Source organism: Acutalibacter muris (assembly GCF_002201475.1).
Classification (GTDB): Bacteria; Bacillota; Clostridia; order Oscillospirales; family Acutalibacteraceae; genus Acutalibacter; species Acutalibacter muris.
Window position 1 is genome coordinate 1,890,201 of record NZ_CP021422.1, and the last position, 24,120, is coordinate 1,914,320.

Below are 24,120 nucleotides of genomic sequence, written 5' to 3' on the forward strand. Positions count from 1 at the left end.
GGTAAAATTTATGTTGACTACCGAAACCACAAAGGCGTATCTGTCCATTTTAAGGGAAGAACTGGTCCCCGCCACAGGCTGTACGGAGCCCATCGCCCTAGCCTATGCCGCTGCCCGGCTCCGAGATATCCTGGGAGTCTGGCCGGAAAGGATACGGGCAGAGGTCTCCGGCAATATCATCAAAAATGTGAAAAGCGTGGTCGTCCCCAACACCGGAGGGCTAAAGGGCATCTCCGCGGCTATTGCGGCGGGAATAGCCGCGGGGGACGCTGAGAAAATCCTGCAGGTCATCTCCACCGTTCCGTCGGACCGGCATGGGGCAATCGCGGCCTATTGTCAGGATACCCCCATTGAGATAGTCTGTGCCGACACCCCCCGGATGCTGGACATCCGGCTCACCGGCTGGGCTGGGGAGCATTCCGCCTGTGTACATATCGCCAACAGCCACAGCAATATCGTCAGAGAAGAAAAGAACGGCGAAGTCCTGTTGGAAAAGCCGGTGACAGATTCCGCCGAGGACAGCCTGACGGACAAGAGCGTGCTGAATGTGGCGGATATTCTGGAGTTTGCGAACACGGCGGAGCTTGGGGATATCGCACCGCTACTACAGCGGCAGATCGACTGCAACACGGCTATCGCGGCGGAAGGGCTGAAAAATAACTGGGGCGCCAATATTGGCTCCGTTCTGCTGGTGGAGTACCCCGGGGACATCAAGACCGAGGCGAAAGCCTGGGCCGCCGCAGGGAGCGACGCCCGGATGAGCGGGTGCGAGCTGCCGGTGGTGATACTCTCCGGCTCCGGCAACCAGGGGATAACCGCCTCCGTGCCGGTGGTCCGGTACGCAAGGTTCCTGGGGGCAAACCAGGAAAAGCTGTACCGGGCGCTGCTGGTCAGCGACCTGGTGACCATCCACCAGAAAAGCGGCATAGGCCGTCTTTCGGCCTACTGTGGCGCGGTCAGCGCAGGGGTCGGGGCAGGAGCCGGGATCGCCTATCTGCTGGACGGCGGCTACGAGGCCATAGCGCACACCATCGTCAACGCAGTGGCTATCATCAGCGGAACCATCTGCGATGGGGCAAAGCCCTCCTGCGCCGCCAAGATTGCCGCCAGTGTAGACGCGGGGATATTGGGCTACTCTATGTATAAAAACCACCAGGAATTCAAAAGCGGCGACGGCATCGTGACCAAAGGCGTGGATGATACGATCGCGAATGTGGGCCTTTTAGCTCAGCAGGGAATGCGGCAGACGGACCAGACGATATTGTCTATTATGACTGAGCGGTGCAAATGACAGGAGGCATATTTTGGAAAATTGGAGCAGGACGAGGTCTGCCTGGAAGTGATCTGAAAACTCAATGAGCAGGCTACCGTAATCGAATCTCAGGACCGGATGGAGCTTTTCTTTGTTTAGCGGCGCAAATTTTGATGTAGTCTCCCCCACTCCTACCCCTCCACACGCTGTGTTTGACCCATTTTCTGACCCAGAACCGAAAAAACTCAGTGGAACGGATAGGGGCAGACCTTCGGGTTTTTGCGGGAAAATGGAGTAAAAATGCCTGAAAACTGCTGGAAAAACTGGCTCACCACAGCTCATAACCCGAAGGTCGCAGGTTCAAATCCTGCCCCCGCAACCACATCAAATCCCTAGAAACTGTAAGGTTTCTAGGGATTTTTGCTATTCGTTCGCAACATTTTTAAGGGCCTCTCCAGGCCCCAAAATTCAACTATAATTCAACTCGGTCTTTTTTATCCTCAAATTCAACTCTGAGTTCAACAGGCGGCACTCCAACTGTCTACGCTTTTTTCAGGAACACATCGGCTAGAATGTCGGCGTTCCGCTCGTCTGCCTCCTCCATCACATGGGCGTAGATGTTAGCCGTGGTGCTTACCTGGGCATGGCCCAGCCGCTTGCTGATGCTCACGCTGTCCACTCCGTTGAAGTACAGTATAGAGGCCATTGTATGACGGAAGGCGTGGAGATTGATGTGCGGCAGGCCGTGGCGCTTGCTGAACTTAGCCAGCCAGTCGGTCACACTGTCCGGGTGCATTGGCCCGCCGTTATCTTGAGCGAACACGAAATCCTTGTTCTCGTAGTATGCTCTCAGCCGCAGGCGTTCCCGGTTCTGCCACAGGCGGTACTCCCTCAGCAGCTCCATCGTTTCCCGGGGCAGGCTCACATAACGGTTAGAGGTCGCTGTCTTTGGTGTACTCTCATAGATACCGATGTCGGCAGAGTACAACACGGAATTGCAGATATGTAAACGCCCTGCCTCGAAGTCCACCTTATCCCACTTTAGGCCTAGAATCTCGCCTCTTCTGGCCCCAGTTATCAGCAGCAGATGGGTGATGGTTCTCCACTTGATTGACTCCGTTTCCAGAGCCTCCCGAATAGCCGCCACTTGTTCCGGCTGGAAGTAGTTGACCTCTTTTCTTTCCACCTTTGGCAACGTGGCCTTGCTTGCCACATTGAACGGCACCAGCCCCTCCTTCTCGGCTTGGTCAAGCACCGTGGAGATAAGCCGGTGGTGCTCCACCACGGTCTTAGGCGACAACCTGCGGGTGTTCTCTTGAATCCTGAACGCCTTATCCAGCTTGACCCCCAGCGCGTCAGCTACGGCCTGCGCGGCCATTACGCTGACAGGCTGGCCCTTTAAGGCGGCGTACACGCTGCCGAGAGGTATCCCCCCTCCTGGGCTATCTTGGCCCTTGTAAGGCCCTTCTCCTTGACGAGAGCGGCCAAATCCAGCTTGGCAACCGCCTTTGACGTCCCTTTCCCCGCGCCCTCTTTTCCTAAAGCGGTGTAAAGGCTGTTTAAGTGGTCGGCACGCAGGTCTTTCAGCTTGATATGCCCGATGGCCGGGTATATTCTCTCTGCCAGCTGCCTATAGCGCACTACGGTGCTATGCTTTGTCCTTCTGGCCTCCTTCAGTTCCAGCACGTACTCGCAATAGGTCTGGAAGGTCTGGCGGCTGTCGCTGGCCACCCCCTCCCGGCACTCCTTCTCAAAGGTCGCGGCGAAAGCCTCGGCCTTTTTTCGCGCACTCTTTTCCGTCCAGGTGGGCTTAACCTCGAATGTAGCCGTGTAGGGCTTTAGCTGCTTGCCGTCTGCCCCACGGCCCCGGTGGACACGGATCGAGTAGCTTATCAGCCTGCCGGACTTGTCCCGGCGCTCTTGGATGTTAGCCATTTAGCTGCCTCATTTTGAGAAAGTCCTCCACCCTGTCGTCCATCAGGTGCAAAAGCGAACTCATTGCAACATATTTGGGGTCTTGCAGATTATGGGTAAACTTCTTCCAATAGTCCTGTACACGCTGCTCAGAGCCACGGTCCGCATCGTCCGCTGCAATCAGGAAGGCCACGTCTATGGCATTCATCATCCTGCGAAACTCCTTTTGTTCCATCAGCCAGTTTGCAAACTCGACCCCATGAACACGGTGTTCCTCCTCATATCCGCCAGAAGTAAACTCCTTCCAAAAGGCCACATTGTCCTCAGATAGCCGCAAATACTCGCAAACCTCCGCCTCCGCTGCTTTCGGGTCCCGAACCTGAGAGCGCCCTACCAGCCAGTCAACCGGGACTTCAAAGTAGTCTGCGATGGCACACAGGGCGGTCAGCCCCGGCTCTGCCTTGCCGTTCTGGTAGTTGGACAGCGCACCCACAGAGATGTCTATCTCCCTGGCCAGTTCCTTGATGGGCTTTCCGCTCTCTTTTGTCAGACTACTCAGCCGCTGGGCTAGCAATCGGGCGTAAGAATCTTGTTTCATTCGCTCATCCTTTCTACATATAATCGTGAACTTCATCCACAAATCGTCACTAAAAAGAACATCATGAACTCGCTTGACTTTCTTGCCATGATTCTCTATAATGAAAACGTAATGATAAATTCATCATAATCATTCTACACAATGTCCAGCCCGATGTCAAGTAGAAAATTCATGTTGAAAGGAAGATGTGCAATGAAAGCGAACGAAACTGTACGCAAAGCCGCACGCACCGCCAATGTCCCACTCTGGCAAGTCGCGGCAGAGCTGGGAATCTCCGAGCCGACCATGACCCGGTGGCTGCGGTTCCCGCTCACCCCGGACAAGGAGACCGCAATGCTTGAGGCAATCAAGAAACTGGAAAGAGAGGTAGGTTAATGGAGAAACGCTTTTTGACCATCCGCCAGACCGCCAAGCTGGGGCTTTTGAGCGAATACCAACTGCGGCTATGGCAAAAGCAAGGCAAACTGCCTGGGGTATACTCTGGGGTGAAGTTCATGGTGAATGTTCCTCAGCTTGAGGAAAAGCTAGAGGAAATTAGCCGGAACGGAGGTACCGCATGATGTACACCAAAGAAAAGGCCCTCTCCCCGCGCGGCAACGCTGGGAAAGGGCAAGAGCTACATTCACAAGCCCATTGTAGCATGGGCAGTAGGGGAAGTCAAGGGGTACGCCTATGAACGAAAAAATTTCGGTTTTAGAAAATCTCGCGCCCGAACTCAACCCCCGCTACACCGTGACCGACATCGGCAATAGCAACTTGTTTGCCGATTATTACCATGACATAGCCCGCTACGTCCCCGAGCGAAAGATGTAGGACGGATTTTGCGGACATTCAAAATAAAAAAGAATGTGGAGGTAACAGACAATGGCAAAGACGATTTTTGAGGAACTGGGCGGCAGATACGAAAGGCAAGGAGATTATTTAATTCCATGTATAGCTTTACCCGCCGAAGAAGAACAGCCGATGGGCATATGGGGACAGCGGCACTTGGACTATCTGAAGCAGTACCGAAAGGTTACATATACCAATCTTCTCACAAGCGGCAGGCTCAACGCTTATCTTGCCGACATTGACAGGCAGGCGCAGGAACGCTTTGTAAGGCTCATAGAGGGCATGAAACAGGCACAGGGTATAACGGAACGCCTAAAGGAAGAAAACGCCTTAGAATGGACAGGACGGCTAGGTAACATAAGGGCTTGTGCGAGGGAGATTGTGAACGAGGAAATCATTTTCACATAGGCAATGCAGTGGCAGAGGCTAAAGCTCTGCCACTTTCTTTTCGGGGAGTTTTGGTTAAATGATGTGAAATTTCTTGCAATAGGAGATTTAGCAGCCTATAAGCGAAAGCGAAAGAACGAATAGGGTTTTTGTAAATTTATTGAGACCGATTGACAAGGCAGTGGGATTTGATTATAATTGATGTTATATAATACAAATTATAATTTGAGGAGGAAATCATAATGCCACCAAAACCTAAAATCACAAGAGATATGATTATTGACGCTGCATTTGAGGTTGCCCGCAAAACTGGCGTGGAAAACATCAATGCACGGACAGTATCAAAGAAGCTAAACTGTTCCACACAGCCCGTTATGTACCATTTTGCAACGATTGAAGAATTAAAAAAAGCTGCTTACAAAAAAACAGGTGACTATCATACGGAATATTTGATGAACATTCCAGAAACACAGGAAGATATAATGCTTGGAATTGGGGTGAATTATATCCGCTTTGCGGTTGAAGAACCTTATTTGTTCCGCTTTCTGTTTCAATCGGGATTTGCTGTTGAAAACAGCTTGCTTGAAATGATAAATTCCGAGGAACTTATACCTGTTATTTCTGCCATGCAGGAAGAAATGGATATGAATATTGAACAGACAAAAGAAGTTTTTATAACGCTTGCGATGTTTGTTCATGGATATGCCAGTATCATAGCCAACAATTCGTTGGAGTATGATGAAAAACTTATAGAAAAGCATTTGGAACGGGTAGGCACAGGTGCAATATTAGCGATACAGGAGGAAATAAAATGAAAAAGTTATATGAAAAAAACGAACAGGCTTTTGCTATTGTATGGATAGTGGTTTATTGTGTTCTGCAATCTTTAGCATATCCGTTAAACGAGAAAATAGGAATTGAATACTCTGCAAGCGCTATTTTTTGTATCTTGCAAACCATTATTCTTTTTGCCTTTATTCGAAAAAACAAGTTGCAAGAACGGTATGGGCTTTGTAAATCACCTGTTCCTGCCCATCGGTTCCTTTACTATGTGCCGCTTATTATCTTAGCAACGGGAAATCTTTGGAACGGTGTTGCTGTCAACTATCCATTATCGGATACGGTTTGCCGTATTGCGTGTATGCTTTGCGTTGGATTTGTGGAAGAAGTGATTTTCAGAGGTTTTCTTTTCAAGGCAATGGAAAAGGATGGTATAAAATCTGCAATTATCGTTTCGAGCGTGACTTTTGGCATAGGGCATATAGTAAATTTGTTTAATGGCAGTGGTATGGACTTGGTAAACAATTTGTGCCAGATTTGCTTTGCGATTGCGATAGGCTTTTTGCTTGTAACGATTTTCTATCGTGGCGGAAGTTTGCTCCCCTGCATTATTGTTCATTCTGCTATTAACACTCTTAGTACTTTTTCAAATAAAGCAGGGGTTACAGTGGAAAAGCACATTATTCATGCTTTGGTTTTAATTTTTATAACCGTTGCCTATAACTTAGTCCTTACAAAAACGCTTCCGAAAAGCCAACTGGCAAATAAGAATAATACGAGGGATAGATGATATGACGAATATGATTTCAGAATGGGTGCGCTGCCCTGTCTGCGGGAACAAAACGAGATTGCAGATACGGAAAGATACGGAATTAAAAAACTTTCCTCTATACTGCCCGAAGTGCAGACAGGAAAGAAGAATTTGATACTGTCCAACAGCTTATGACGAGCCGCAGGCGGGAAAAGAATAAGGGCGGCTTTGAGAATATTTTTTCAGGCGTTATCAAATGTGCGGACTGCGGCTATGCTCTGCGGGCTATGAGTGCAAACAGGAGGAAACGCCCCGACATCATCGACTGCGTACAATACACTTGTAATAATTATGGCAGGTACGGAAACGTCATGTGTACCGCACACGCCATTGAAGCGAGGGACTTATTCAACGCCGTCCTTGACGACATCAATCGTTTTGCGGATATGGCGGTGAATGACGAGCGGGCGGTGAGGGCGATTGAAAAGCGGCTCACGGAAACAGACCAGAGCAAGGCAAAGGCAATGGAGAAAGAACGGAAGAAACTGAACAAACGCCTTGCGGAGCTTGACAGGCTGTTTTCCTCTCTCTATGAGGATAAGGTCATGGAGCGTATCACCGAGCGGAATTTCGAGATGATGTCGGGGAAATACCAGAAAGAACAGCTTGAAATTGAAGCGAGATTAAAAGAGGTAACGGAAACCCTTAATGAAAGCTACGAGAAATCGCAGGGAATCCGTGACTTCCTCTCCCTTATCCGCAACTATCAAGGCTTAAAGGAACTGGACGCAACGGTTGTAAATGCACTGATAGACAAGATACTTGTTTCGGAGCGTGAGAAGATGGCAGACGGAACAGTTAGGCAGGAAATCAAGATTTACTATAAATTCATCGGCTTTGTCGGTGAATTACATATCACACCCACAAAGCGGTGGACAGCGTTGCCCGCTAAATGCTGTACAGTGTGCGGCGTTGAATACGTCCCTGGCTCTGGCATATCAAAGTATTGTCCCGTTTGCGCCAAGAAGATGCAGAGGGAGAAGTCAAACGAGAGCAAACGCAGGAGCAGGGAGCAGAAACGGATGGCATGTATTGAACTGTCCGCAAAAAATGACCGACTGATGTGGTACATCTTTACGGGCAAGCTGTGGGAGCCGGATGTAGGCAATCTCCAGGCTATGGAACTATGTAAAAAGTTGGCTGACGAACTGGTGATTTACGCTCTGTCTCTCCCCGATGGACGCGAGCGGGACGAGTATCGCAGGGCAGTTGAGAGGTGGCAGATTCGCCATTACCGGGAGATCATCCTGAAAGACGCGATGGGCATTTACCCGGCAAAACTCAGCGAGTTTGATAGTAAGCCTTATCTATTTAACTGCAAAAATGGAACGCTGAACCTACATACCAGAGCGTTCCATGAGCACGACCCAGCCGATATGCTAGCGACGATTTCCGGCGTGAAGTACGACCCGGAGGCTCGCTCAGAGTTGTGGGAGCGCACCATCCAGGACGTTATGCAAGGCGATATTGACCTTGCCGCCTACATCCAAAAGGCTCTGGGCTACGGCCTGACCGGGGACACGTCCGAGGAATGTTTCTTCCTCCTCTACGGCCCCACGACCCGCAACGGCAAGGGGACTATCATGGGAACTTATATGAAAATGCTGGGCGGTTATGGCAAAGCAGCGCGGCCGGAAACAATAGCTCTGCGGCAAAATTATAATGCCAGCGGCCCCTCTGAGGACATCGCGAAGCTGGCCGGAGCCAGAGCTGTGAACATCTCTGAGCCGGACAAGCAGATGGTTTTATCGGCGGCGTTGGTGAAAACTCTAACCGGCAACGACACCATGAGCGCCCGGTTTTTGAACGAAAACAGCTTCGAGTTCAAGCCTCAATTCAAGCTGTTCATCAATACAAATCATCTTCCAAAGGCCAATGATGTGACGATTTTCAGTTCTGGTCGAGTAAAAGTTTTGCCGTTCAACCGTCATTTTGAGCCGAAAGAGCAGGATAAAACTCTCAAAAAACGGTTGGAAAAGGAGCTGTCCGGCGTGTTGAACTGGTGCTTAGATGGGCTGTGGCTTATGCGTGAAACAGGTTTTGAACCGCCCCAATCGGTGCTGGCGGCGACCGCCCAGTACCAGCATGACAGCGACAAACTGACCCGGTTCGTGGAGGAAATGCTGACACCCGACCCCGATGGTGAAGTCCGTACAGAGGACGCTTACCGCGAATACCGGGACTGGTGCCAGCGTAATGGGCAGTTTGCGGACGGTTACCCAACATTTAAGCAGGGCATAGAGGGGTACGCCCAAGTCAAAAGGAAACGTCCCAAAGGGGCCGGAAGGTCGGTGAACGCGACCGCCATGCTGTGCGGTGTTCAGCTGAAAATGGATGATAGAATAGGCTTGTAAGTAGCCGGTGTGTCAGGTGTGTCAACGAAATATAGGGGTAAAAATATTTGCTCTCGCGTAAGAACCTCTGCTTTCAACTGGCACACCTGACACACACTCAGCTTTCGGGGTGCAAAGTGGCCCCGCAGGGGTCACAGATTCGGAAAACGGCCAAAAGGCGTTTTCTGAATGAGCCAGCATCGCATTTGTCCCACATTTGTAAGGACAAATGTGCGGCCAAACGCAGACTGGATAGGGAGTACCCTATGACCCCATATTTTTAGAGCGCTGACACGCATAAGGAGGGAATTGTTTGACAGACAAAAGAAAATTTGACATACGGCTCTCGCAGAGGGACTTCAATATGCTGGAGAGGAGAGCGCGCAGGTGCAAGATCAGCAAGTCGGAGTATATGCGCCGGTTGCTAAATAGGTGTGTCCCGAGAGAGGCTCCGCCTCTTGATTACTACAGCATGATGAACGAGCTGAAGGTGATACGCAAGGATTTGGACGTGCTTGCACAGATGGCAACAGCTACAGGGTTCATCGACGCAAAGGCTATTGACGTGCAGCTGCGTGAACTCCGAAAGACCTCTGAGAAAATTGGATTAGCTGTGGCTGGGGAGTATGATGAGGACGATTAGAGCGGGATCCGCGCCCTCCTGCCGGTAAGCATCTCCGTTTCCCCCAATGCCGCCCCTGGTTTCGGTATGAAACCGGGGGTTGATTTTGTGAAAAAACGCCGACCTTGAATCCAACCGCCGCTTTTGCTATAATGTAACCAGATAAGCGAAAGGACGGTGGCAATATGCCAGGTGTATTGAGCGAACACATAGCCTCCCTGCGAAAAGAACGGGGCCTGACCCAGGATCAGCTGGGCAAAATGTGCGGGGTGTCGTCGCAGGCGGTGGGCAAATGGGAGAAGGGCGGCGCGCCGGACGTGGAGCTGCTGCCCATTCTGGCGGAACAACTGGGGGTCACCATTGACGCCCTGTTCGGGCTGGAAGGCGGGGAACGGGTAGATGCGGCGGAGGCCGTGGGCCGGTGGCTGCGGGATTTCCCGGAAAAGGAGCGCATGGAGCGGTTCTGCCGCCTGGTGTGGAGCTCCATCAACTATTTTATGCCCAGCGGGCTTGACGTGCCGAAGATGGAATACCTGGACACCTGCCGCACCCATATGGACGGGGAGAACCAGATTATGTATACGGAGATACGGGGTGGCGGTGGGCTGCTGATGGATGTGCACGCGGAAGATATGACCTTCGTCACCCTCTGGCCTGAGCCCAAGGAGGGCTACGCCTCCTTTTTCGCGCCCATGGAGGACTACCGCAGGCTGTTTGCGTTGCTGGCGAAGCACGGCTGTCTGGAGTTGCTGGACAGCCTCTATTGGCGTAAATCCAATTACTTCATTCCCCCGGTAATCGCAAAGCTCTGCGGCCTGCCGCCGGAAACCGTTACCGGGCTGCTGGAGGAACTGGCGGACATTGGCATTTTCTGGTCTATGAAGCTGGAGCTGGAGGACGGGGAGGTCAATGCCTATAAGCTGGCCGAGCCCCTGACCCTGGTGCCGTTCCTGATGGCTGCCCAGGGCTTCATGGAAACCAGCTGCAACTATATGTACTTTTATGACGACGAGGACCCTCTTTTGCGGGGGAAAAAATGGAAAGCACAGGAGGATAACGAACATGAAAAAGCATAATAAAAAAACCGTCGCCACTATGGCACGCTATCTTGTGAAATTCAAAGGAGACGTCCTTCTTGCGCTGCTGCCCCTGGTGGTGATCTGTGGTATGCTGTCGGTCACCAGCCTGGTGACTGCCCAGGTGTTCCAGCGGGTATTCGAGGGGGACCTGTCCGGCCTGATAAAGTGGATGTTGATTTTAACGGGGGCATGGTTTTTGGTGCAGGCGGTGAGCGTGCTGCATGAGCTTTTGCAGGCCCGAGCCATCCGCAGGCTGAACAACGCTGTCCGGGAGGACATGGCCGAGGCCCTTTTGCGTATGAGCCACCAGGACTATCACGCCAAGGGTGCGGGGGAGTACCTCTCCCGCTTCACCAACGACGTGAACCAAATAGAGAATCTAGCCTGGAAACCGTTCTTTCAACTTGTGGAGGCCGCGGCCACCTCTCTGTTTAGCGTGATCGCCCTGTTGACCATTCACTGGTCGCTGGTGCTGGCGGCGTTGCTCACCACCGTGGTCATGGTGTTTGTGCCCCAGCTTTTTAACAAGCGCATGGAGGCGCTGGGCGCGGTCTGCTCAGAGGAACAGGCTAAGGCCACCGGGGCACTCAAGGACCTGCTCTCCGGCCGGGACGTGCTGCGCTCTTTCGGCCGGGAAGTGCGCTTTTCTCAGGGGGCGGGAAAAGCCAGCGACCAGATAGAAAAGCCCCGGTACCGCTTGGCCTATGTGAAAGGCTTTGTGAGCGCGGGGGTAGGCTGCGTAAACGTGATTTGCCAGGTGCTGGTCACGGGCCTAGTGGGGCTGTTGGCCATTTGGGGCTATACTCAGGCGGGCTCTCTGGCGGCGGGGGGTAACCTCTGTGGGATGCTCAGCAACGGCCTGGGAAGTATCGCGGGCCTGCTCCTCTCCTTCTCCTCCGCCAAACCGTTTTTTGAGAAGATTACAGTTCGCACTGAGGAGGCAGAAACCCACGCCAGAATGGAGTTGGAACCGCTGGCGGATGCGATTACCCTGGAAAACCTCCGCTTCCAATACGGGAAGCGCCCCATCCTGCACAATCTATCTCTACAGTTCCAAAAGGGAGGCAAATATGCCATTACCGGACCCTCCGGCTGCGGAAAATCCACTCTGTTGAAGCTTCTGCTGGGATGGCTGCCGGGCTACAGCGGGGCCATCCGGTTCGACGGGAAGGATGCCAAGGAGTTTACCCCGGAGCAGCTGGGGCGGCAGATGAGCTACATCGAGCAGAACGTGTTCCTGTTCAACTCCACCATCCGGGACAACATCACCCTGGGCGAAACGTTCACTGACGCACAGATGGAGAAGGCCCTGCGGGACAGCGCTCTGATAGGCGATCTGGCCGCTATGCCCGACGGCCTGGACACCATCGTGGGCGAAGAGGGCGGCAACCTCTCCGGTGGACAGAAGCAGCGGGTGGCCATTGCCCGCGCCCTGATCCACAACCGCTCCATCCTCCTGGTGGACGAGGGCACCAGCGCCCTGGATCAGAAGAATGCAGACATCGTGGAAAAGAGCCTGCTGGCTAATCCCGACCTGACGCTGATTCTGGTGAGCCATCATCTGACCGAGGCGCGCAAGGGGCAGTTTAGTGAGGTGTATGAGTTAGAGCCACCAGCGGCGAGTTATGCCTCATAATTTTACTATGCCAAATAAATTGCCTACCATTTAAGGCAGGCATTAAAAACGCAACATATTTCAAACGTGATTATTTACTAAACAAGTCCGCATGAGTGCCAGTACGAACTAAGTAAAGCTCATTACCATCCACCCGATAAATCAGCAGCCAATCCGGGGCCAGATGGCACTCCTGGAAGCCTGCCCAATTGCCTGTAAGCTGATGGTTGCGGTTCTGCTCCGGCAGTGCGGCGGGAACAAGCAGGGTGTCAACAGCATTCTCCAAAAGAGCCAGATTGTACCCTCTTTTTCCGCACAGGCGGCGATCGCGCCGGAACTGAGAGCTGACGTTCAGTTTAAGCATCCGCCCCATCCTCCCTATCCAGCATGGCGAAGAATTCCGCCGCAGTACCCTCAAAGTGCTGGCCGGAGCCAGTGCGAATCATCTCGTTCACTTCTTCCAGAGCGGCAACTGTTGTGGCATTGGGAACCTCGTCAGTTTCGCCGGCAGATAAGCCTTGTAGATAGCCCACCACATAGGCCATCTTATAATCGGGAATTTTTTCAAGCAGCGCTATGGCTTTCTCTCTCTCGCTCATGGTTATGACCTCCTGGTAGCTTCTTTTCGTTAGTATAGCACATTTTCAGCGACTGCGCAAGAGGGTTTGAAAAGCTGTTTTGAGTTCAACAAAAATTCAACTCCGTTACAAGAATCCGCAAAATCAGGCGATACGGTACAAAACGGTAAAGTGCCAAAACCCTAGTGTTTTCTAGGCGTTTTGGCACTTTACAGAACGGTACGTTACGGTTTGAGGTGAACTCATAACCCGAAGGCCGCAGGTTCAAATCCTGCCCCCGCAACCAATTTTCCCCGGAAACTCTAGGGTTTCCGGGGATTCTCTTTTGTGTTTTTCCTTATTTTCCCTTGCCTGACCCATTCGCTGACCCATACGGGGAAACGACCGGGTACTTCTAAACACTGCCGGATAGTAAGTTGCCCATCGTCCGGGCCGCCTCCTTCTGTGCGGCGGTTGTGACGTGGGCGTAGGTGTCCAGGGTGAACCCTGCCGAGTAGTGGCCCAGCATACCGGAGACCGTCTTGATGTCAACACCGTTTTGGAGTGCCAGGGTCGAAAACGTGTGGCGGAGGTCGTGGAACCGTATCTTGGGTAGCCCCGCCCTCTCGAGCACTCGATGTAGCATATGCAGGACGCTGTCGGGCGAAATCGGCCCGCCGTTTGGCGAGGGAAACACATACTCACCAGCCACTTTGCTCCTCTGCTCTTTGAGGATTTCTACCGCGTCTGCCCCGATGGACAGCGTGCGGTAGGAATTTTTTGTTTTCAGCGGAGCCTCTACCACCTCTCCGTCGATTCTGGCTACCTGTCGTTTCACTTGGATTATGCCTGTTTCTAAGTTGATGTCATCCCACTTTAGGCCCAACAGTTCGCCCCGGCGTAAGCCTGTCGCTAACTCCAGGTAGTACATCTCGAACACACCACTGTTCTTTGCCTCTCGGAAGAAGGCGGATAGTTGGTCGGCGGTCAGCGTTTTCATCTCTTGGTGCTCTACCTTTGGTAGGGCGCAACCGTCTGTTGGATTAGTGGTAATGAGTTTCTGGCTTTTGGCTAACTCCATCGCTGACGAAATCACCTGATTTATGTTCCGCACAGTTTTCGCGCTCAAACCGTTGGGCTGTTGCTTGGATTCTGTACGCTCTACCCTGCCGCTGGTCAACAGTTTTCTGTAAAGTGCCTGCACTTCCAGCGTTGTTAGCTTGCCGAGAGGTATTCTGCCGATACTTGGCTTGATGTGATTTTCAATATAACCCTTGTATGTTTTGTGCGAGGACGGGCGCACCTTGATTTTAGCGTAGTTCTCAAACCACACGTCCATCCATTGGCCTACCGTATACTGGCCTGCTTTGACGATATCCAAGCCCTTGTTGTCCTCAATGGCTCTGGCCAGCTTTTCTTTGACCTCAGCCTGGGTTTTCCCAAGCACGTTCTTATAAATCACCTTGCCGGACTCAGAATCGCGGCCTGCGGTATAGCGCCCCTCCCACCGACCGTCCTTGCGCTTGCGTATGTTGCCCTCGCCATTTGCTCTGCGTTTTGCCATATCTTGGCCTCCTTTCTGACTACCAACACTACCACATAGCCCCCGCGTATGTCCACTGACATTTTTCTTACTTTTTCTGGTTTCGCCCAAAACCCTTTTCTTTGTTTATGCAACGCAAATTTTGAGGGCCTACATCCTCATTGAATAACTCTCATCATCTATATCCGGCTGAACACCACGCTCAGTTTTCAGCCCATGCGCCGCCTTCTTCTGCTCGATTTCACTCCTAAGCTTGCTGTCAATCTGAGTATTCAGCCGGGACAGTTTTTTCTCATAACTATTTGAGATTATCTTACACATCGCGTTGACCACCGACCTCATTGCTGACCCTACGTCGTAACTGTGCGTGGGTTCTGCCTCCATTATCCTCATAGCCAGCGCCGCACTCCTGACGATTACATTCTTAATACTGCGAAACTCAGGGTTATCCTCCAGCGAAATATCCAGCCCCTTCTTCTCAAAATATAGTGATAATTTTTCTCGGTTGACCTTATTCCATTCTGAGTTCAGCCTTGCAATGCCCTCGTCTTTTGCAAGCTCAGCTACAATTTTGTTGACAGTATCCTTAACATCCTTCGGCAGATAACCATACTGCTTTCGCCCTTTGCAGGTCTTTAGCTGTGAAGCCAGTTTCAGAAACAACATCTCCACTTCAGAAGTGGGCGCACATGAGTCGCGGATTTTCGTAAGCAGCTTTTCTATTTCCTCCCGGCTCTCCTTCTTCAACCGGTCGCGGAGGTCTGTTTCCATCGAGAATAGCTTGTACTGCTCCAACCGGAAGATGTCGTTGCCCAGCGCACTCCGCAGCGAATCTATCCCCTTTTTCGTCAGCCAACCCTGTTTAGCGTCCCTGGAATAGACCAGCAAGTGCATATGTGGGTGGTGTGTGGTATTGTGAAATGCTCCATACCACTGCAGGTTACTGATGTCGATTTTCTGAGCCTCGGCCAACTCGGTGACATTGCGCCGCACCAATTCACGCCATGCCTCGGCCCTGTTATAGCCCAACCGCTCCGCATCCTCACGGTGTAAGCTGATGACGTGTGTCCAGATGATGCCCTTGTGCTGGCCCACTTCCTCGGCGACCGAATCCAAATCTATTTTGTCATCGGTCTGACTAAAAAGGCCATGACTTCCAAGCTTTTCCACCCCATGGCACTCTGCCATATAGCTGACCAGCTTGTCCAGTTCGCCAATGCGGTCAGCGTTGCGCTCAATAAAAGCATCGATGAACTCGCTTGTGTTGCTCCTGGTGGGAGAACTCTCGTAGTCATGGTACTCACCATAGTCCTTGGCAGACGAGTCAAACTTGAGTATGTCCTGCACTAATCGTTGCTGACGAACAGTGGCAGGAGCGTTGTCAATGCCCTCAGCTACCTTTTCCACCCCCTCACGAGTACCCATATATTTCACAAGATTTGTCGCCGAGCGTTTCGGAGAGTTCCGCATATACCTGCTGGTAACAATTATTTTTGCCATAATCAGTCGCCCCCGTTCTGCCACTCATCGGCATCCTCAAAGGTCAGAATCCCATTTGTCCGCGCTACTTCCTGGGCAACATTGAGCCGCACCGTGTCCAGAGATTCATCGGAAATATCATTGACCGCCGCCGTGATATTGCTGTTGATTCCAATTTCCACCGCCAGCTTGAACAGTATTTCGCACACATCTCTGCCGAGGGAACGCACCTCGCTCTTGATTGCCCCTGCCAACATCGGAGCCAAGTAATTGATGTTTTTCTGCTGCCTGAGATAACCGATGTAGAACTCAATCGCCTTGCAAACGAAGTCCCCTTTCGAGGTGGCGTTTGCCGCCGCCAGCATTTCCTCTATTTCCGCGACCATCGATGGCCGCATCCAGTACGCATATTTTTGCTTTTTCTCGCTCAAAAGCGCTCCTTTCCGACCGACCCCTGATTTCAGAGGCCGGTAATCCCTGATTTTTCCCCAACGACCGGCTCTGCCGGACGATGTGAACCGCGCGGTAGACCCCGCGCTTTAACCTGCTTGTCTTTTTGACGGTTTTCTGTAGCCTGTTCTGCTGGATAAAGTTGCAACCCTTTGCATATTGGGGGACGGTTTCCACCCCACGGATACCGCCCTCATAAATCGCTACAAATGCCCTCACACGGCGTTCTGGGCCTGCCCTCGTCTTGTTCCTCGAGAGCGGCCTCGGTTCGCTTAACACGGCCTTCACAGGGACCACAAACGCCTACCTTGATGTCTGGCACTCGTTGTGGTACTTGACTGCCCCATAAATGGGGAGGATCGTGAAAATCAAGTTGCCATTCCGAACCTGCCCACTCTCAGATTCGTACTTTGTAGGCTCCGTCAGTATGAGCGTTTTGTACTCCAACTCCCGCACATATTTCCGCACAGTGTTCTCGCTCATGCCCACCGCTCTGCCAATAGTTTTGTAGCTTGGCCAGCACTGATACGACTTTCTGTCCTCACAAAACATGAGGTAGGCGTAGACAGTCAGTTCACCTGCTGACAATCCTAAAGTGAAAATAGCGTTAGGCAGAGGAAAGAAATTCTTTGCTCCGCTGCATGACGTTCTCAAGAAATTACTCATATTGCATTACCTCCTGTTTGGCTCTCGACCCACGAAAGAAATTTCTCCTTGGGAACCACCAGGCGCGAACCGATTCTCAGCACAGGAAAGTCTTCCTGGTGCAGCAACTCATAGGCCCCCGCAACTGAAATCCCCAAAATTTCTGCCACTGTTTTCGCGTTGAGAAACAGTGGCAGTTCATCATAGCTTTTGAACTTTGATTGAACCACTCCGCACCTCCTAAAAAACATCTTGACTTTTTCGGCCGTCTGTTGTAGACTTATTCTTACTGTGAGTTTAATTCCTCGACCGTCTAATGGTAACACATGGCAATACGTTTGTTAAGGACAATTTCAAAAATACTTTTAACTTTCTAAGCAAGGAGCAATCAAAATGGCTGACTACCTGTTCTACACCTACTTTGAAGATGGCCGCGAATATTTCGTCTACAAGGATTTGACGTTTGAGCGCTCGCACAAAAAAGAAAAGGACTTCCCATTTCTGGAAAGCCTTTTGCGGTTTACCTATTTGGACATCTGGCCGATGGAAGGTCTGTTTAAGGAAATGGACAAGGCTCTGCTGAATTTCTATCGGGAACGCGACTTTGATTCGCAGGCTGCTGTGATGAGTACTCTGGAGGAGCTTGCAAAGAAGCACATCTACTTCGAGTTTTTGCGTCTCGACTGGCAGTCACGGTTCCGCAATGCGGAGCACCATCCTGACGATGTTCAAGAGATTCTCCCGCACAAGCAGCTGCGGCACATCCCCAGCGACCTGGACACTCTGCAAAAACAAATCATGCGCCTGTTCGAGGACGTGTTGGACATCGATGACGTCAAGAAGAAACCTGTGCAAGAAAAACTACAAGCTTACCTTGATAAGGAGAAAAGAGAATCACTCTATGCCTACCAGTTCAGACCGATCTCTACCACCTATGAGCGAACCGGCAACGGTACTTTTACCGAGGTGCTGCACCCAACCTCTCTTTCCGACCTAGTGGAGTTCTCCCTCCGCGAGTGCGTCAAGCGTGAACAGCGTATGCGTATCTGCTCCTACTGCGGCAAGTATTTTGCGATTCCACGGCGCAACACGGCGGAGTTCTGCAATCTGACGGTTGACGAGAACGGGCACACTTGCAGAGAAGTCGGCGCGGTAAAACGCTGGGCGGAGAAGAAAAATTCAGACGAGCTGTTCAAGGAGTACCGTCGGGAGTACAAGAAACGCTTTAACTGGATAAAGGCCGGGAAGATAAGCCCCGGAGCGTTCTATGCTTGGAGCGCCACGGCAAAGGGCACGCGTGACGAGTGCGCTGCTGGTAAGATGGACTTTGATGACTTCAAGGAGTGGCTGGCGAAATCGTAAATCGTATTCTTTGTTTAGCGGCGCAGTTTTTGATATCACATCATTCCAGTTTCGTTCTTGTCGAAAAACCTCGATAATATCGTGAAATCACTAAATGCTCTTAGATTGCATCTCTCCGCTTCATGCTCAGGAAAATAATCTTGTACTCTCAATGTCAGCAACTTATACTTGTTCTGAACTTTGGCCTCCCTTATGCCGCTCACAACGTAAAAGGTTCTGAAGTCCTATGTTTTATTCTGAAATAAAAATTTAATAACGTCGCAACACCATCATCTTACCCTCTCCCAAAAGCAAAGTGAAAAATATTGTACCCATTAACTATAAGGATAATCAACATCAGCGCCATCAACAATCGCTCAACCGCCCGGTTATCCATCCGCCTGCTCATAGCCGCTCCTAACAAAGCGCCGCCTACACCTCCTGCAACCATCAGGGTCAACTGGTGCCAAGCGAAATATGGCACGTTCTGTTGGCATAGAGCACTGGCTAAGCTGGCCGCCTGTGAAAATAGTATGATAAAAATTGAGTTCTTCGCCGCCGTTTTTGCATCCATTGAGAACAACAGAAACAGTAGCGCTACATTCATCGGCCCGCCCCCGATACCAAGGAAGGACGATACCATTCCAAGCCCCAGGCCCGCCAATCCGCATACCTGCAGATTTTCCAAACGGTATGATGGTAGGCAATCCCGCTTGACAGTATAGATCCACACCAGCACCGTTAAAGCCAGCAACAACGCCGACTGGCAGAGTCCCAGCACATTCTCGTCCGCACTGGATTTTATCAGTTCAAACAGCCATTTTCCTATCAGTCCGCCTACGGCCGCTCCCGCGGCCAATGGCATAGTGGTACGGATCTGCAGTTTTACCCCATTACCCCGGCTTTTTAGAAGTGACACTACGGACATTGCCAGTACCGTACAGCCTGACAAAAAGCTGATTGTAGACACTGGGAGGACATTCAACGCATCCAGCACCGGCTTAATAATAACCCCGCCCCCAAAGCCTGCCACAGAGCCGAGCCCTGAGGCAATCAGGCATACCAAAAGCATTACGAGTTCGGTCATCTGAATCTCTCCATTTCCGCTTTTTGAATTGTCCGTGCCATCTCCTGCAACCTTGGCAACGCATATCCGAAGAACTCCTTATAAGCCATGCAAAAGTAATTCTCGGACCCATCCAACGGCTCCCGATCCCGCCTACAGCCTCCCCGGCAGACAGAACCAAACCGACACCCCCGGCACTTCTCGTTCTCTGAACGGCCTTCTGTCAGAAACCGCCTTGCCGTTTCAGATTCAATGAGCTCCCGAAAGTCCTGCTCCCGGATATTTCCAAGCTTCCATTGATCCAGGCAGTAGAAATCACATGGGTATACAGAGCCGTCTGCTTCAATCACGTTTTGTATTGCGCACTGCCCAGAAAGCCCACAGCTCTCCGGCCTATGGCCCATCAGCATACCCACCAAGTTCTCAAAATAGCGGATGTATATGAACTTTCCCTGGGTCACATCTCTGTACCACAGGTCAAACAGGATTTTCAGGAACTTAGCGTATTTCTCCGGAGTCAGGAAGTACGATGAAACGCCTCGCTCCGCCTCCAGCGGATCTAAACATGGGATATACTGCTGGTAAAGCAGATCAGAGCGTCGGTAAAAATTGTAAATTTTGGTAATACTGTCCGCCGTGAGATTTGTGACTACCGTAAGCACGTTGAAATCCACCTTATGTGCTGAGAGCTTTTGGGCCGCCTGCAGTACCCGATTAAAGGTACCCCTGCCCTCCAGATCCAAACGGTTGCCGTCGTGTACGTTCTTGGTTCCATCCAGGGAGAGTCCCACTAAAAAGTGGTTGTCATGCAAAAACTTTGCCCATCTATTGTCAATCAGCATACCGTTGGTCTGTATCGCATTAGAAATCTGCACATTATGTACATTGTATCTTTTCTGTAGCTCCACGACCTTATGGTAAAAATCAAGCCCGCGAAGCGTAGGCTCTCCCCCCTGGAAACCAAAGGTACATTGAACCGTAGCATATTCCAGAGCCTTCTTTATAAGTATTTCCAGTGTTTCTTCAGACATAAAGCCATAAGAAAATGTCTCTCGATTCACCTGCTCGTCGTGATAGAAACAGTATTGGCAGCGCATATTGCACCCGCCGGAGGAGGGCTTTATCAGCAGGCTTAACGAGGGCATTTGGCACCCCTTTCTGCAAGTGTCGCCGTCCGAATAATCAGGCGATCCTCAACCCAATTCTTTTCATAATAGCTGGAGCTTTCAAAGGTATCGCTGATTTTTTTCATCTCGGCAAGCATTTTCTCTCTAAGTTCCTCTGCTATATGCGCATACCCCGGGGCATTTATCAGGTTTTTCATTTGCATTGGGTCGTGAATATTATCGAAAAGCAGCTCCTGCCCGTCGGACTTGTACACAGCATATGTGTACTCCTTAGTCCGGAATGCCCGCCACTCGTGACCGTCCTCCCAGGCGGCAGTGGCCCCGGTTCCCATCATCAGCGCGCCCTCCGGCTCTGCCCCGCCTTGCCCCAGAAGTGCCTTGCTGTAATCCTGCCCTTCCACTTCAGAGGGTACTGGCAGGCCCATCATGGTAAGAAGTGTCGGCATAATATCTACGGTGTTCAAGCAGATGTCACTGCTCCCACCTGTCAGTCCGGCGGCCTTATAGCGCATGAAGAAGGGTACCCTGACAGCCTCCTCATAGAAGATATTCTTCGCCCGACGGCCGTGGGCCCCAAACAGCTCGCCGTGGTCAGATGTGAATATAATGATACTGTTCTCATCCAGCCCCATGCGTCGTATCTCCTCCAGCAGTCTGCTTATATTGCTGTCCAGATTTGCTGTCATTGCATAGTAGACCCTCATCCACTCCGTAAGCTCCTTCCGCTCCCTTGGAGAGAGCTTGGCCCAGTCGTCCGCATGAGGGTCGTTATCCGGGAGATAGTTTTCAGGCAGGGTAAACTCCGTATCACGGAACCTGTCAAGGTACTCTCCGGGCACATTCTCGGGAACCCAGGGGTCGTGAGGCGTACCAAGGGACAGGAAGAGTGCGAAGGGTTTCTCCCCTTCCTTCAAGTCCTTCAGGCACTCAATGGCCATATCCGTCTGGGCGTCAGGCTCATAGCCGGAAACATAGTGCTTTTCCGGGCTGTTCAGATGGTAGTAGGCTGCGGCGCCATAATAATTGTGGTGAAAATTGTACCCGGCGAACAGTCCGTCAAAGCCCAGACGGTCTGGGCCTTTCGGTATATATGAGTTCTTGGGGTCATAGTGGTTGCCGAGTTCTGCGGCGTACATATGCCACTTTCCGATATATGCTGTTTCATACCCGCCGTCATTAAGCACATGGGCGAAACAGCGGTGGTTGGTGTTCATGCGTATCTCGTTGATAACCATGCCAGTACTGGTCGTATACTTGCCGGTAAATAAGCTAGCCCGATACGGCGCACATACAGGATGGCCGGACACTGCGTTGCACAGCTCAAGACTCCGCTCCGAGAAGGCGTCAATACCTGGTGTCTGAGCCAGTGCATCTCCGTGGCACCCTAGGCTGTTCCAGCGAAGCTGGTCCGCAAAAACATAGATCAGGTTAGGCTTCTTACTCATTTTGCTGTCCTCCATTTTCATATTTCAAGTGTGCCGCCGGGGCTGTCCCAGCGGCTTTACTGTCATTATACACATTAGCAAAGCTTTTGTACATACTCATAATCCCTGCAAACTGGGGCTTTTCACCCCACGGAGCCGGGATTTTTTCATTATGCGCTTTTTTTCACTCCACGTTGGCTGTGCTCTGTTTTGCCCAATATGTGCTACAACCTTGTCTTCTTTGCCCTGCCTGCGTCCTTCCCATAACGTCAAAATGAAAAAATGCATTCTCCAATGAAATTGCCTTACCGCGTTATGAAATTATGCTTATTGCCCCTTGCTTTTGTCTATAGACTCCCGCAACAGACAAGTGTACAATGTGTTTCAAGGACGAAACTATACAAAATTCACACAAGGAGGGTATTGCACATGTCCGCTCGACTAAAAGGCTCTATCCGAAGGAATTGGCCTTTATACATTATGCTGGTTCCCGGAATGATCTATCTGCTCCTGTTCAACTATGTCCCTATGTATGGCGTGACCATCGCCTTCAAGGACTTTATGGCAAGCAAAGGCATCATGGATAGTCCGTGGGTGGGAATGGAGCACTTTGAACGCATCTGGCGTTCCCCAGACTTTCTTCCTATTCTATGGAACACTCTTTCCCTCAGCCTATATCAACTGTTGGTCACTTTCCCACTTCCTATTATAATCTCACTGCTCATTAATGCATGTGCAAGCAAGCGGTTCGGGAAGTTCATCCAGAACGTCACCTATGCTCCCTACTTCATCTCCGTGGTGGTGCTGGTGGGTATGATGAACATTATGTTCTCCCCCACAGGCGTGTTCAACGTCATCATCGAACAGTTTGGCGGAACCCCACAGCTATTTATGGGTGAACCAAAATTTTTCAGGCATATGTTCGTATTCTCCGCCGTATGGCAGACCACAGGCTGGAGTTCCATCATCTATCTGGCGGCCCTTTCCAGCGTCAGCCCCGAGTTGCATGAGGCGGCAATGATAGACGGCGCAAGTAAGTTTAAGCGCCTGCTTCATATTGACTTTCCGTCTATTCTGCCGACTGCCGTAATTATCCTGACACTTAACGCCGGAAAAATCATGAGCCTTGGCTATGAGAAGGCTTACCTTATGCAGAACTCCCTGAATATCGGCGTATCGGAAATACTTTCCACCTATGTATATAAGAAGGGTCTTCTGGACGTGGACTACAGTTTTTCTGCGGCGGTAGGACTGTTTAACAACATTATCAATCTAATACTGCTGTTCACTGTCAATCAGGCATCGAAGAAATTCACGGACTCCAGTCTGTGGTGAAAGGAGCCGTTCAGTATGACAACCACAAGAAATCATAACAAAATCCGGAGCACCAGGGCTGATAAGGCATTCGATATAGTCAACTACCTTTTTCTGGGAATTATCGGGCTTGTAACTCTGTATCCACTGTATTTCGTCCTGATTGCGTCTATCAGCGAACCAGACGCCGTAAACAGCGGGCAGGTAATCTTGTACCCCAGAGGTTTCTCCCTAGAAGGCTACGAGCGCCTGTTTGAGGATATACGCATCTGGCTTGGGTACCGCAACACAGTCATCTATACAGTGGCCGGCACAGCCCTGAACCTGCTGATAACCCTGATAACCGCCTATCCTCTTTCCAGGCGGGATCTTGCCGGGAAAAAGTTCTTCTTGTTCTTCTTCCTGTTTACCATGTTCTTCAACGGCGGACTTATACCTACATATTTGCAGGTATGTAATCTGGGGCTTTATAATACGCCGCTGGTGCTGATTATACTGGGCGCCATAAGTGTCTATAATATGATAATCGCCAAATCTTTTTTCGAGAACACCATTTCCCTCGATTTGCAGGAGGCCGCGGAAATTGACGGCTGTGGGAGTTTTCGGTTCTTTGTGAGCATTGCTCTCCCACTCTCTAAGGCTCTTATCGGCGTGCTGGTAGTGTACTATGCAATAGGGCACTGGAACGAATATTTCAACGCCCTTATCTATGTTTCCAATAAGGAGTTGCAGCCTCTGCAGATGGTCCTCAGGGAGATTCTCATACAGAACTCCACCATTGAGATGGCCATGGACGAAAGTATGCTGGAGGAAATGCTCCGCCGGGAGCGGTATGCCAATCTTATTAAGTACGGCATTATCGTGGTCGCTTCCGTCCCAATGTTGTGCGTATATCCGTTTGTGCAGAAATACTTTGCCAAAGGGGTTATGCTAGGTTCTACCAAAGGATAAA

General features: G+C 51.0%; 28 protein-coding genes. 15 read left to right on the forward strand and 13 right to left on the reverse strand.

All coding sequences use genetic code 11. The features are described from left to right. Window positions 1–10 precede the first annotated feature (10 nt). On the forward strand, window positions 11–1,291 hold the full coding sequence (locus ADH66_RS09590) for an L-cysteine desulfidase family protein (RefSeq protein WP_066541357.1): 1,281 nt from the start codon (window positions 11–13) through the stop codon (window positions 1,289–1,291). Window positions 1,292–1,793: 502 nt separating this feature from the next. Here the strand turns inward: ADH66_RS09590 and ADH66_RS09595 are convergent. The 3 genes from ADH66_RS09595 to ADH66_RS09605 are packed head-to-tail and all read right to left on the reverse strand — an operon-like array spanning window position 1,794 to window position 3,764. After that, window positions 1,794–2,666, reverse strand: a complete 873-nt coding sequence (locus ADH66_RS09595; RefSeq protein WP_066541355.1) for a site-specific integrase — start codon at window positions 2,664–2,666, stop codon at window positions 1,794–1,796. Continuing rightward, window positions 2,651–3,187 (reverse strand): tyrosine-type recombinase/integrase, encoded by a 537-nt coding sequence (locus tag ADH66_RS09600; RefSeq protein WP_066541354.1) that lies wholly within the window; start codon window positions 3,185–3,187, stop codon window positions 2,651–2,653. Before ADH66_RS09600 ends, ADH66_RS09595 begins: the two co-directional genes overlap by 16 nt. Beyond that, complete coding sequence (locus ADH66_RS09605; protein ID WP_066541353.1) at window positions 3,180–3,764, reverse strand: helix-turn-helix domain-containing protein; 585 nt, start codon at window positions 3,762–3,764, stop codon at window positions 3,180–3,182. Before ADH66_RS09605 ends, ADH66_RS09600 begins: the two co-directional genes overlap by 8 nt. 192 nt (window positions 3,765–3,956) lie before the next feature. Between ADH66_RS09605 and ADH66_RS09610 the strand changes: the two genes are divergently transcribed. From ADH66_RS09610 to ADH66_RS09655, 11 genes are all read left to right on the forward strand, one after another. Further along, window positions 3,957–4,139 carry a hypothetical protein gene (locus ADH66_RS09610; RefSeq protein WP_066541351.1) on the forward strand — a complete coding sequence of 61 codons (183 nt, stop codon included), beginning with the start codon at window positions 3,957–3,959 and terminating at the stop codon, window positions 4,137–4,139. Then, window positions 4,139–4,324, forward strand: coding sequence for a hypothetical protein (locus ADH66_RS09615; RefSeq protein WP_066541349.1), 186 nt, complete (start codon window positions 4,139–4,141; stop codon window positions 4,322–4,324). Before ADH66_RS09610 ends, ADH66_RS09615 begins: the two co-directional genes overlap by 1 nt. Window positions 4,325–4,436: 112 nt before the next feature. After that, window positions 4,437–4,577, forward strand: a complete 141-nt coding sequence (locus tag ADH66_RS20000; RefSeq protein ID WP_157130722.1) for a hypothetical protein — start codon at window positions 4,437–4,439, stop codon at window positions 4,575–4,577. Window positions 4,578–4,628: 51 nt separating this feature from the next. After that, complete coding sequence (locus ADH66_RS09620; protein ID WP_066541347.1) at window positions 4,629–5,003, forward strand: TnpV protein; 375 nt, start codon at window positions 4,629–4,631, stop codon at window positions 5,001–5,003. 221 nt (window positions 5,004–5,224) lie between these two features. Next, on the forward strand, window positions 5,225–5,797 hold the full coding sequence (locus tag ADH66_RS09625) for a TetR/AcrR family transcriptional regulator (RefSeq protein WP_066541345.1): 573 nt from the start codon (window positions 5,225–5,227) through the stop codon (window positions 5,795–5,797). Next, window positions 5,794–6,552: a CPBP family intramembrane glutamic endopeptidase gene (locus tag ADH66_RS09630; protein ID WP_066541343.1), complete on the forward strand. Its 759-nt coding sequence runs from the start codon at window positions 5,794–5,796 to the stop codon at window positions 6,550–6,552. Before ADH66_RS09625 ends, ADH66_RS09630 begins: the two co-directional genes overlap by 4 nt. A gap of 10 nt (window positions 6,553–6,562) precedes the next feature. After that, the gene (locus ADH66_RS09635) at window positions 6,563–6,688 is read left to right on the forward strand and encodes a cysteine-rich KTR domain-containing protein (protein WP_201448101.1); all 126 of its coding nucleotides are present in this window, start codon (window positions 6,563–6,565) and stop codon (window positions 6,686–6,688) included. A gap of 16 nt (window positions 6,689–6,704) precedes the next feature. Next, window positions 6,705–8,927, forward strand: coding sequence for a phage/plasmid primase, P4 family (locus tag ADH66_RS21985; protein WP_084384562.1), 2,223 nt, complete (start codon window positions 6,705–6,707; stop codon window positions 8,925–8,927). A 292-nt stretch (window positions 8,928–9,219) separates the two neighbouring features. Further along, window positions 9,220–9,549: a plasmid mobilization protein gene (locus ADH66_RS09645; RefSeq protein ID WP_066541337.1), complete on the forward strand. Its 330-nt coding sequence runs from the start codon at window positions 9,220–9,222 to the stop codon at window positions 9,547–9,549. Between the two features lie 164 nt (window positions 9,550–9,713). Beyond that, window positions 9,714–10,604, forward strand: a complete 891-nt coding sequence (locus tag ADH66_RS09650; RefSeq protein ID WP_066541335.1) for a helix-turn-helix transcriptional regulator — start codon at window positions 9,714–9,716, stop codon at window positions 10,602–10,604. Beyond that, on the forward strand, window positions 10,591–12,243 hold the full coding sequence (locus tag ADH66_RS09655; protein WP_066541330.1) for an ABC transporter ATP-binding protein: 1,653 nt from the start codon (window positions 10,591–10,593) through the stop codon (window positions 12,241–12,243). The genes ADH66_RS09650 and ADH66_RS09655 overlap by 14 nt, the downstream gene beginning before the upstream one ends. A 70-nt stretch (window positions 12,244–12,313) precedes the next feature. Here the strand turns inward: ADH66_RS09655 and ADH66_RS09660 are convergent, their stop codons facing one another. The 7 genes from ADH66_RS09660 to ADH66_RS09690 form a co-directional block, all read right to left on the reverse strand. Continuing rightward, entirely contained in the window at window positions 12,314–12,586 is a 273-nt protein-coding gene (locus tag ADH66_RS09660) for a type II toxin-antitoxin system YafQ family toxin (RefSeq protein ID WP_066541329.1), read from the reverse strand. Continuing rightward, complete coding sequence (locus ADH66_RS09665; protein WP_066541328.1) at window positions 12,579–12,821, reverse strand: hypothetical protein; 243 nt, start codon at window positions 12,819–12,821, stop codon at window positions 12,579–12,581. The genes ADH66_RS09660 and ADH66_RS09665 overlap by 8 nt, the downstream gene beginning before the upstream one ends. Before the next feature lie 373 nt (window positions 12,822–13,194). Further along, entirely contained in the window at window positions 13,195–14,343 is a 1,149-nt protein-coding gene (locus ADH66_RS09670) for a tyrosine-type recombinase/integrase (protein WP_066541327.1), read from the reverse strand. Window positions 14,344–14,472: 129 nt separating this feature from the next. Beyond that, window positions 14,473–15,822, reverse strand: a complete 1,350-nt coding sequence (gene mobP3, locus ADH66_RS09675; RefSeq protein WP_066541326.1) for a MobP3 family relaxase — start codon at window positions 15,820–15,822, stop codon at window positions 14,473–14,475. A 2-nt stretch (window positions 15,823–15,824) separates the two neighbouring features. Continuing rightward, the gene (locus ADH66_RS09680) at window positions 15,825–16,187 is read right to left on the reverse strand and encodes a hypothetical protein (RefSeq protein ID WP_066541324.1); all 363 of its coding nucleotides are present in this window, start codon (window positions 16,185–16,187) and stop codon (window positions 15,825–15,827) included. Between the two features lie 367 nt (window positions 16,188–16,554). Next, window positions 16,555–16,917 carry a helix-turn-helix domain-containing protein gene (locus ADH66_RS09685; protein WP_066541322.1) on the reverse strand — a complete coding sequence of 121 codons (363 nt, stop codon included), beginning with the start codon at window positions 16,915–16,917 and terminating at the stop codon, window positions 16,555–16,557. Beyond that, window positions 16,914–17,126 carry a helix-turn-helix domain-containing protein gene (locus ADH66_RS09690; protein ID WP_088364418.1) on the reverse strand — a complete coding sequence of 71 codons (213 nt, stop codon included), beginning with the start codon at window positions 17,124–17,126 and terminating at the stop codon, window positions 16,914–16,916. The genes ADH66_RS09685 and ADH66_RS09690 overlap by 4 nt, the downstream gene beginning before the upstream one ends. A gap of 163 nt (window positions 17,127–17,289) precedes the next feature. On the opposite strand from ADH66_RS09690, the gene ADH66_RS09695 reads away from it, so the two are divergent. Further along, window positions 17,290–18,258, forward strand: coding sequence for a DUF6076 domain-containing protein (locus tag ADH66_RS09695; RefSeq protein WP_066541318.1), 969 nt, complete (start codon window positions 17,290–17,292; stop codon window positions 18,256–18,258). A 274-nt stretch (window positions 18,259–18,532) separates the two neighbouring features. Here the strand turns inward: ADH66_RS09695 and ADH66_RS09700 are convergent, their stop codons facing one another. Genes ADH66_RS09700 through ADH66_RS09710 form a run of 3 tightly spaced genes read right to left on the reverse strand, consistent with a single transcriptional unit; the run spans window position 18,533 to window position 21,875 of the window. Next, entirely contained in the window at window positions 18,533–19,324 is a 792-nt protein-coding gene (locus tag ADH66_RS09700) for a sulfite exporter TauE/SafE family protein (RefSeq protein WP_066541316.1), read from the reverse strand. Continuing rightward, window positions 19,321–20,448, reverse strand: coding sequence for an anaerobic sulfatase maturase (locus tag ADH66_RS09705; RefSeq protein WP_066541314.1), 1,128 nt, complete (start codon window positions 20,446–20,448; stop codon window positions 19,321–19,323). The genes ADH66_RS09700 and ADH66_RS09705 overlap by 4 nt, the downstream gene beginning before the upstream one ends. After that, window positions 20,436–21,875 (reverse strand): sulfatase family protein, encoded by a 1,440-nt coding sequence (locus ADH66_RS09710; RefSeq protein ID WP_236756991.1) that lies wholly within the window; start codon window positions 21,873–21,875, stop codon window positions 20,436–20,438. The genes ADH66_RS09705 and ADH66_RS09710 overlap by 13 nt, the downstream gene beginning before the upstream one ends. 459 nt (window positions 21,876–22,334) lie before the next feature. On the opposite strand from ADH66_RS09710, the gene ADH66_RS09715 reads away from it, so the two are divergent. After that, window positions 22,335–23,189, forward strand: coding sequence for an ABC transporter permease (locus ADH66_RS09715; RefSeq protein WP_236756992.1), 855 nt, complete (start codon window positions 22,335–22,337; stop codon window positions 23,187–23,189). Between the two features lie 15 nt (window positions 23,190–23,204). Further along, a complete protein-coding gene (locus tag ADH66_RS09720; protein ID WP_066541311.1) occupies window positions 23,205–24,119 on the forward strand; it encodes a carbohydrate ABC transporter permease in 915 nt (304 codons plus the stop codon). The last annotated feature ends 1 nt before the right edge of the window (window position 24,120 follow it).

Excerpts from the sequence above, each read along its gene's own strand:
- ADH66_RS09625 (WP_066541345.1), top strand. The coding sequence starts at position 5,225 with ATGCCACCAAAACCTAAAATCACAAGAGATATGATTATTGACGCTGCA.
- ADH66_RS09660 (WP_066541329.1), bottom strand. The coding sequence starts at position 12,586 with ATGCTTAAACTGAACGTCAGCTCTCAGTTCCGGCGCGATCGCCGCCTG.
- ADH66_RS09605 (WP_066541353.1), bottom strand. The coding sequence starts at position 3,764 with ATGAAACAAGATTCTTACGCCCGATTGCTAGCCCAGCGGCTGAGTAGT.
- ADH66_RS09700 (WP_066541316.1), bottom strand. The coding sequence starts at position 19,324 with ATGACCGAACTCGTAATGCTTTTGGTATGCCTGATTGCCTCAGGGCTC.
- ADH66_RS09650 (WP_066541335.1), top strand. The coding sequence starts at position 9,714 with ATGCCAGGTGTATTGAGCGAACACATAGCCTCCCTGCGAAAAGAACGG.
- ADH66_RS09670 (WP_066541327.1), bottom strand. The coding sequence starts at position 14,343 with ATGGCAAAACGCAGAGCAAATGGCGAGGGCAACATACGCAAGCGCAAG.
- ADH66_RS21985 (WP_084384562.1), top strand. The coding sequence starts at position 6,705 with ATGACGAGCCGCAGGCGGGAAAAGAATAAGGGCGGCTTTGAGAATATT.
- ADH66_RS09630 (WP_066541343.1), top strand. The coding sequence starts at position 5,794 with ATGAAAAAGTTATATGAAAAAAACGAACAGGCTTTTGCTATTGTATGG.
- ADH66_RS09695 (WP_066541318.1), top strand. The coding sequence starts at position 17,290 with ATGGCTGACTACCTGTTCTACACCTACTTTGAAGATGGCCGCGAATAT.
- ADH66_RS09685 (WP_066541322.1), bottom strand. The coding sequence starts at position 16,917 with ATGAGTAATTTCTTGAGAACGTCATGCAGCGGAGCAAAGAATTTCTTT.
- ADH66_RS09720 (WP_066541311.1), top strand. The coding sequence starts at position 23,205 with ATGACAACCACAAGAAATCATAACAAAATCCGGAGCACCAGGGCTGAT.
- ADH66_RS09680 (WP_066541324.1), bottom strand. The coding sequence starts at position 16,187 with ATGGTCGCGGAAATAGAGGAAATGCTGGCGGCGGCAAACGCCACCTCG.
- ADH66_RS09590 (WP_066541357.1), top strand. The coding sequence starts at position 11 with ATGTTGACTACCGAAACCACAAAGGCGTATCTGTCCATTTTAAGGGAA.
- ADH66_RS09710 (WP_236756991.1), bottom strand. The coding sequence starts at position 21,875 with ATGAGTAAGAAGCCTAACCTGATCTATGTTTTTGCGGACCAGCTTCGC.
- ADH66_RS09610 (WP_066541351.1), top strand. The coding sequence starts at position 3,957 with ATGAAAGCGAACGAAACTGTACGCAAAGCCGCACGCACCGCCAATGTC.
- mobP3 (WP_066541326.1), bottom strand. The coding sequence starts at position 15,822 with ATGGCAAAAATAATTGTTACCAGCAGGTATATGCGGAACTCTCCGAAA.
- ADH66_RS09620 (WP_066541347.1), top strand. The coding sequence starts at position 4,629 with ATGGCAAAGACGATTTTTGAGGAACTGGGCGGCAGATACGAAAGGCAA.
- ADH66_RS09715 (WP_236756992.1), top strand. The coding sequence starts at position 22,335 with ATGCTGGTTCCCGGAATGATCTATCTGCTCCTGTTCAACTATGTCCCT.
- ADH66_RS09600 (WP_066541354.1), bottom strand. The coding sequence starts at position 3,187 with ATGGCTAACATCCAAGAGCGCCGGGACAAGTCCGGCAGGCTGATAAGC.
- ADH66_RS09665 (WP_066541328.1), bottom strand. The coding sequence starts at position 12,821 with ATGAGCGAGAGAGAGAAAGCCATAGCGCTGCTTGAAAAAATTCCCGAT.
- ADH66_RS09705 (WP_066541314.1), bottom strand. The coding sequence starts at position 20,448 with ATGCCCTCGTTAAGCCTGCTGATAAAGCCCTCCTCCGGCGGGTGCAAT.
- ADH66_RS20000 (WP_157130722.1), top strand. The coding sequence starts at position 4,437 with ATGAACGAAAAAATTTCGGTTTTAGAAAATCTCGCGCCCGAACTCAAC.
- ADH66_RS09635 (WP_201448101.1), top strand. The coding sequence starts at position 6,563 with ATGATTTCAGAATGGGTGCGCTGCCCTGTCTGCGGGAACAAAACGAGA.
- ADH66_RS09615 (WP_066541349.1), top strand. The coding sequence starts at position 4,139 with ATGGAGAAACGCTTTTTGACCATCCGCCAGACCGCCAAGCTGGGGCTT.
- ADH66_RS09655 (WP_066541330.1), top strand. The coding sequence starts at position 10,591 with ATGAAAAAGCATAATAAAAAAACCGTCGCCACTATGGCACGCTATCTT.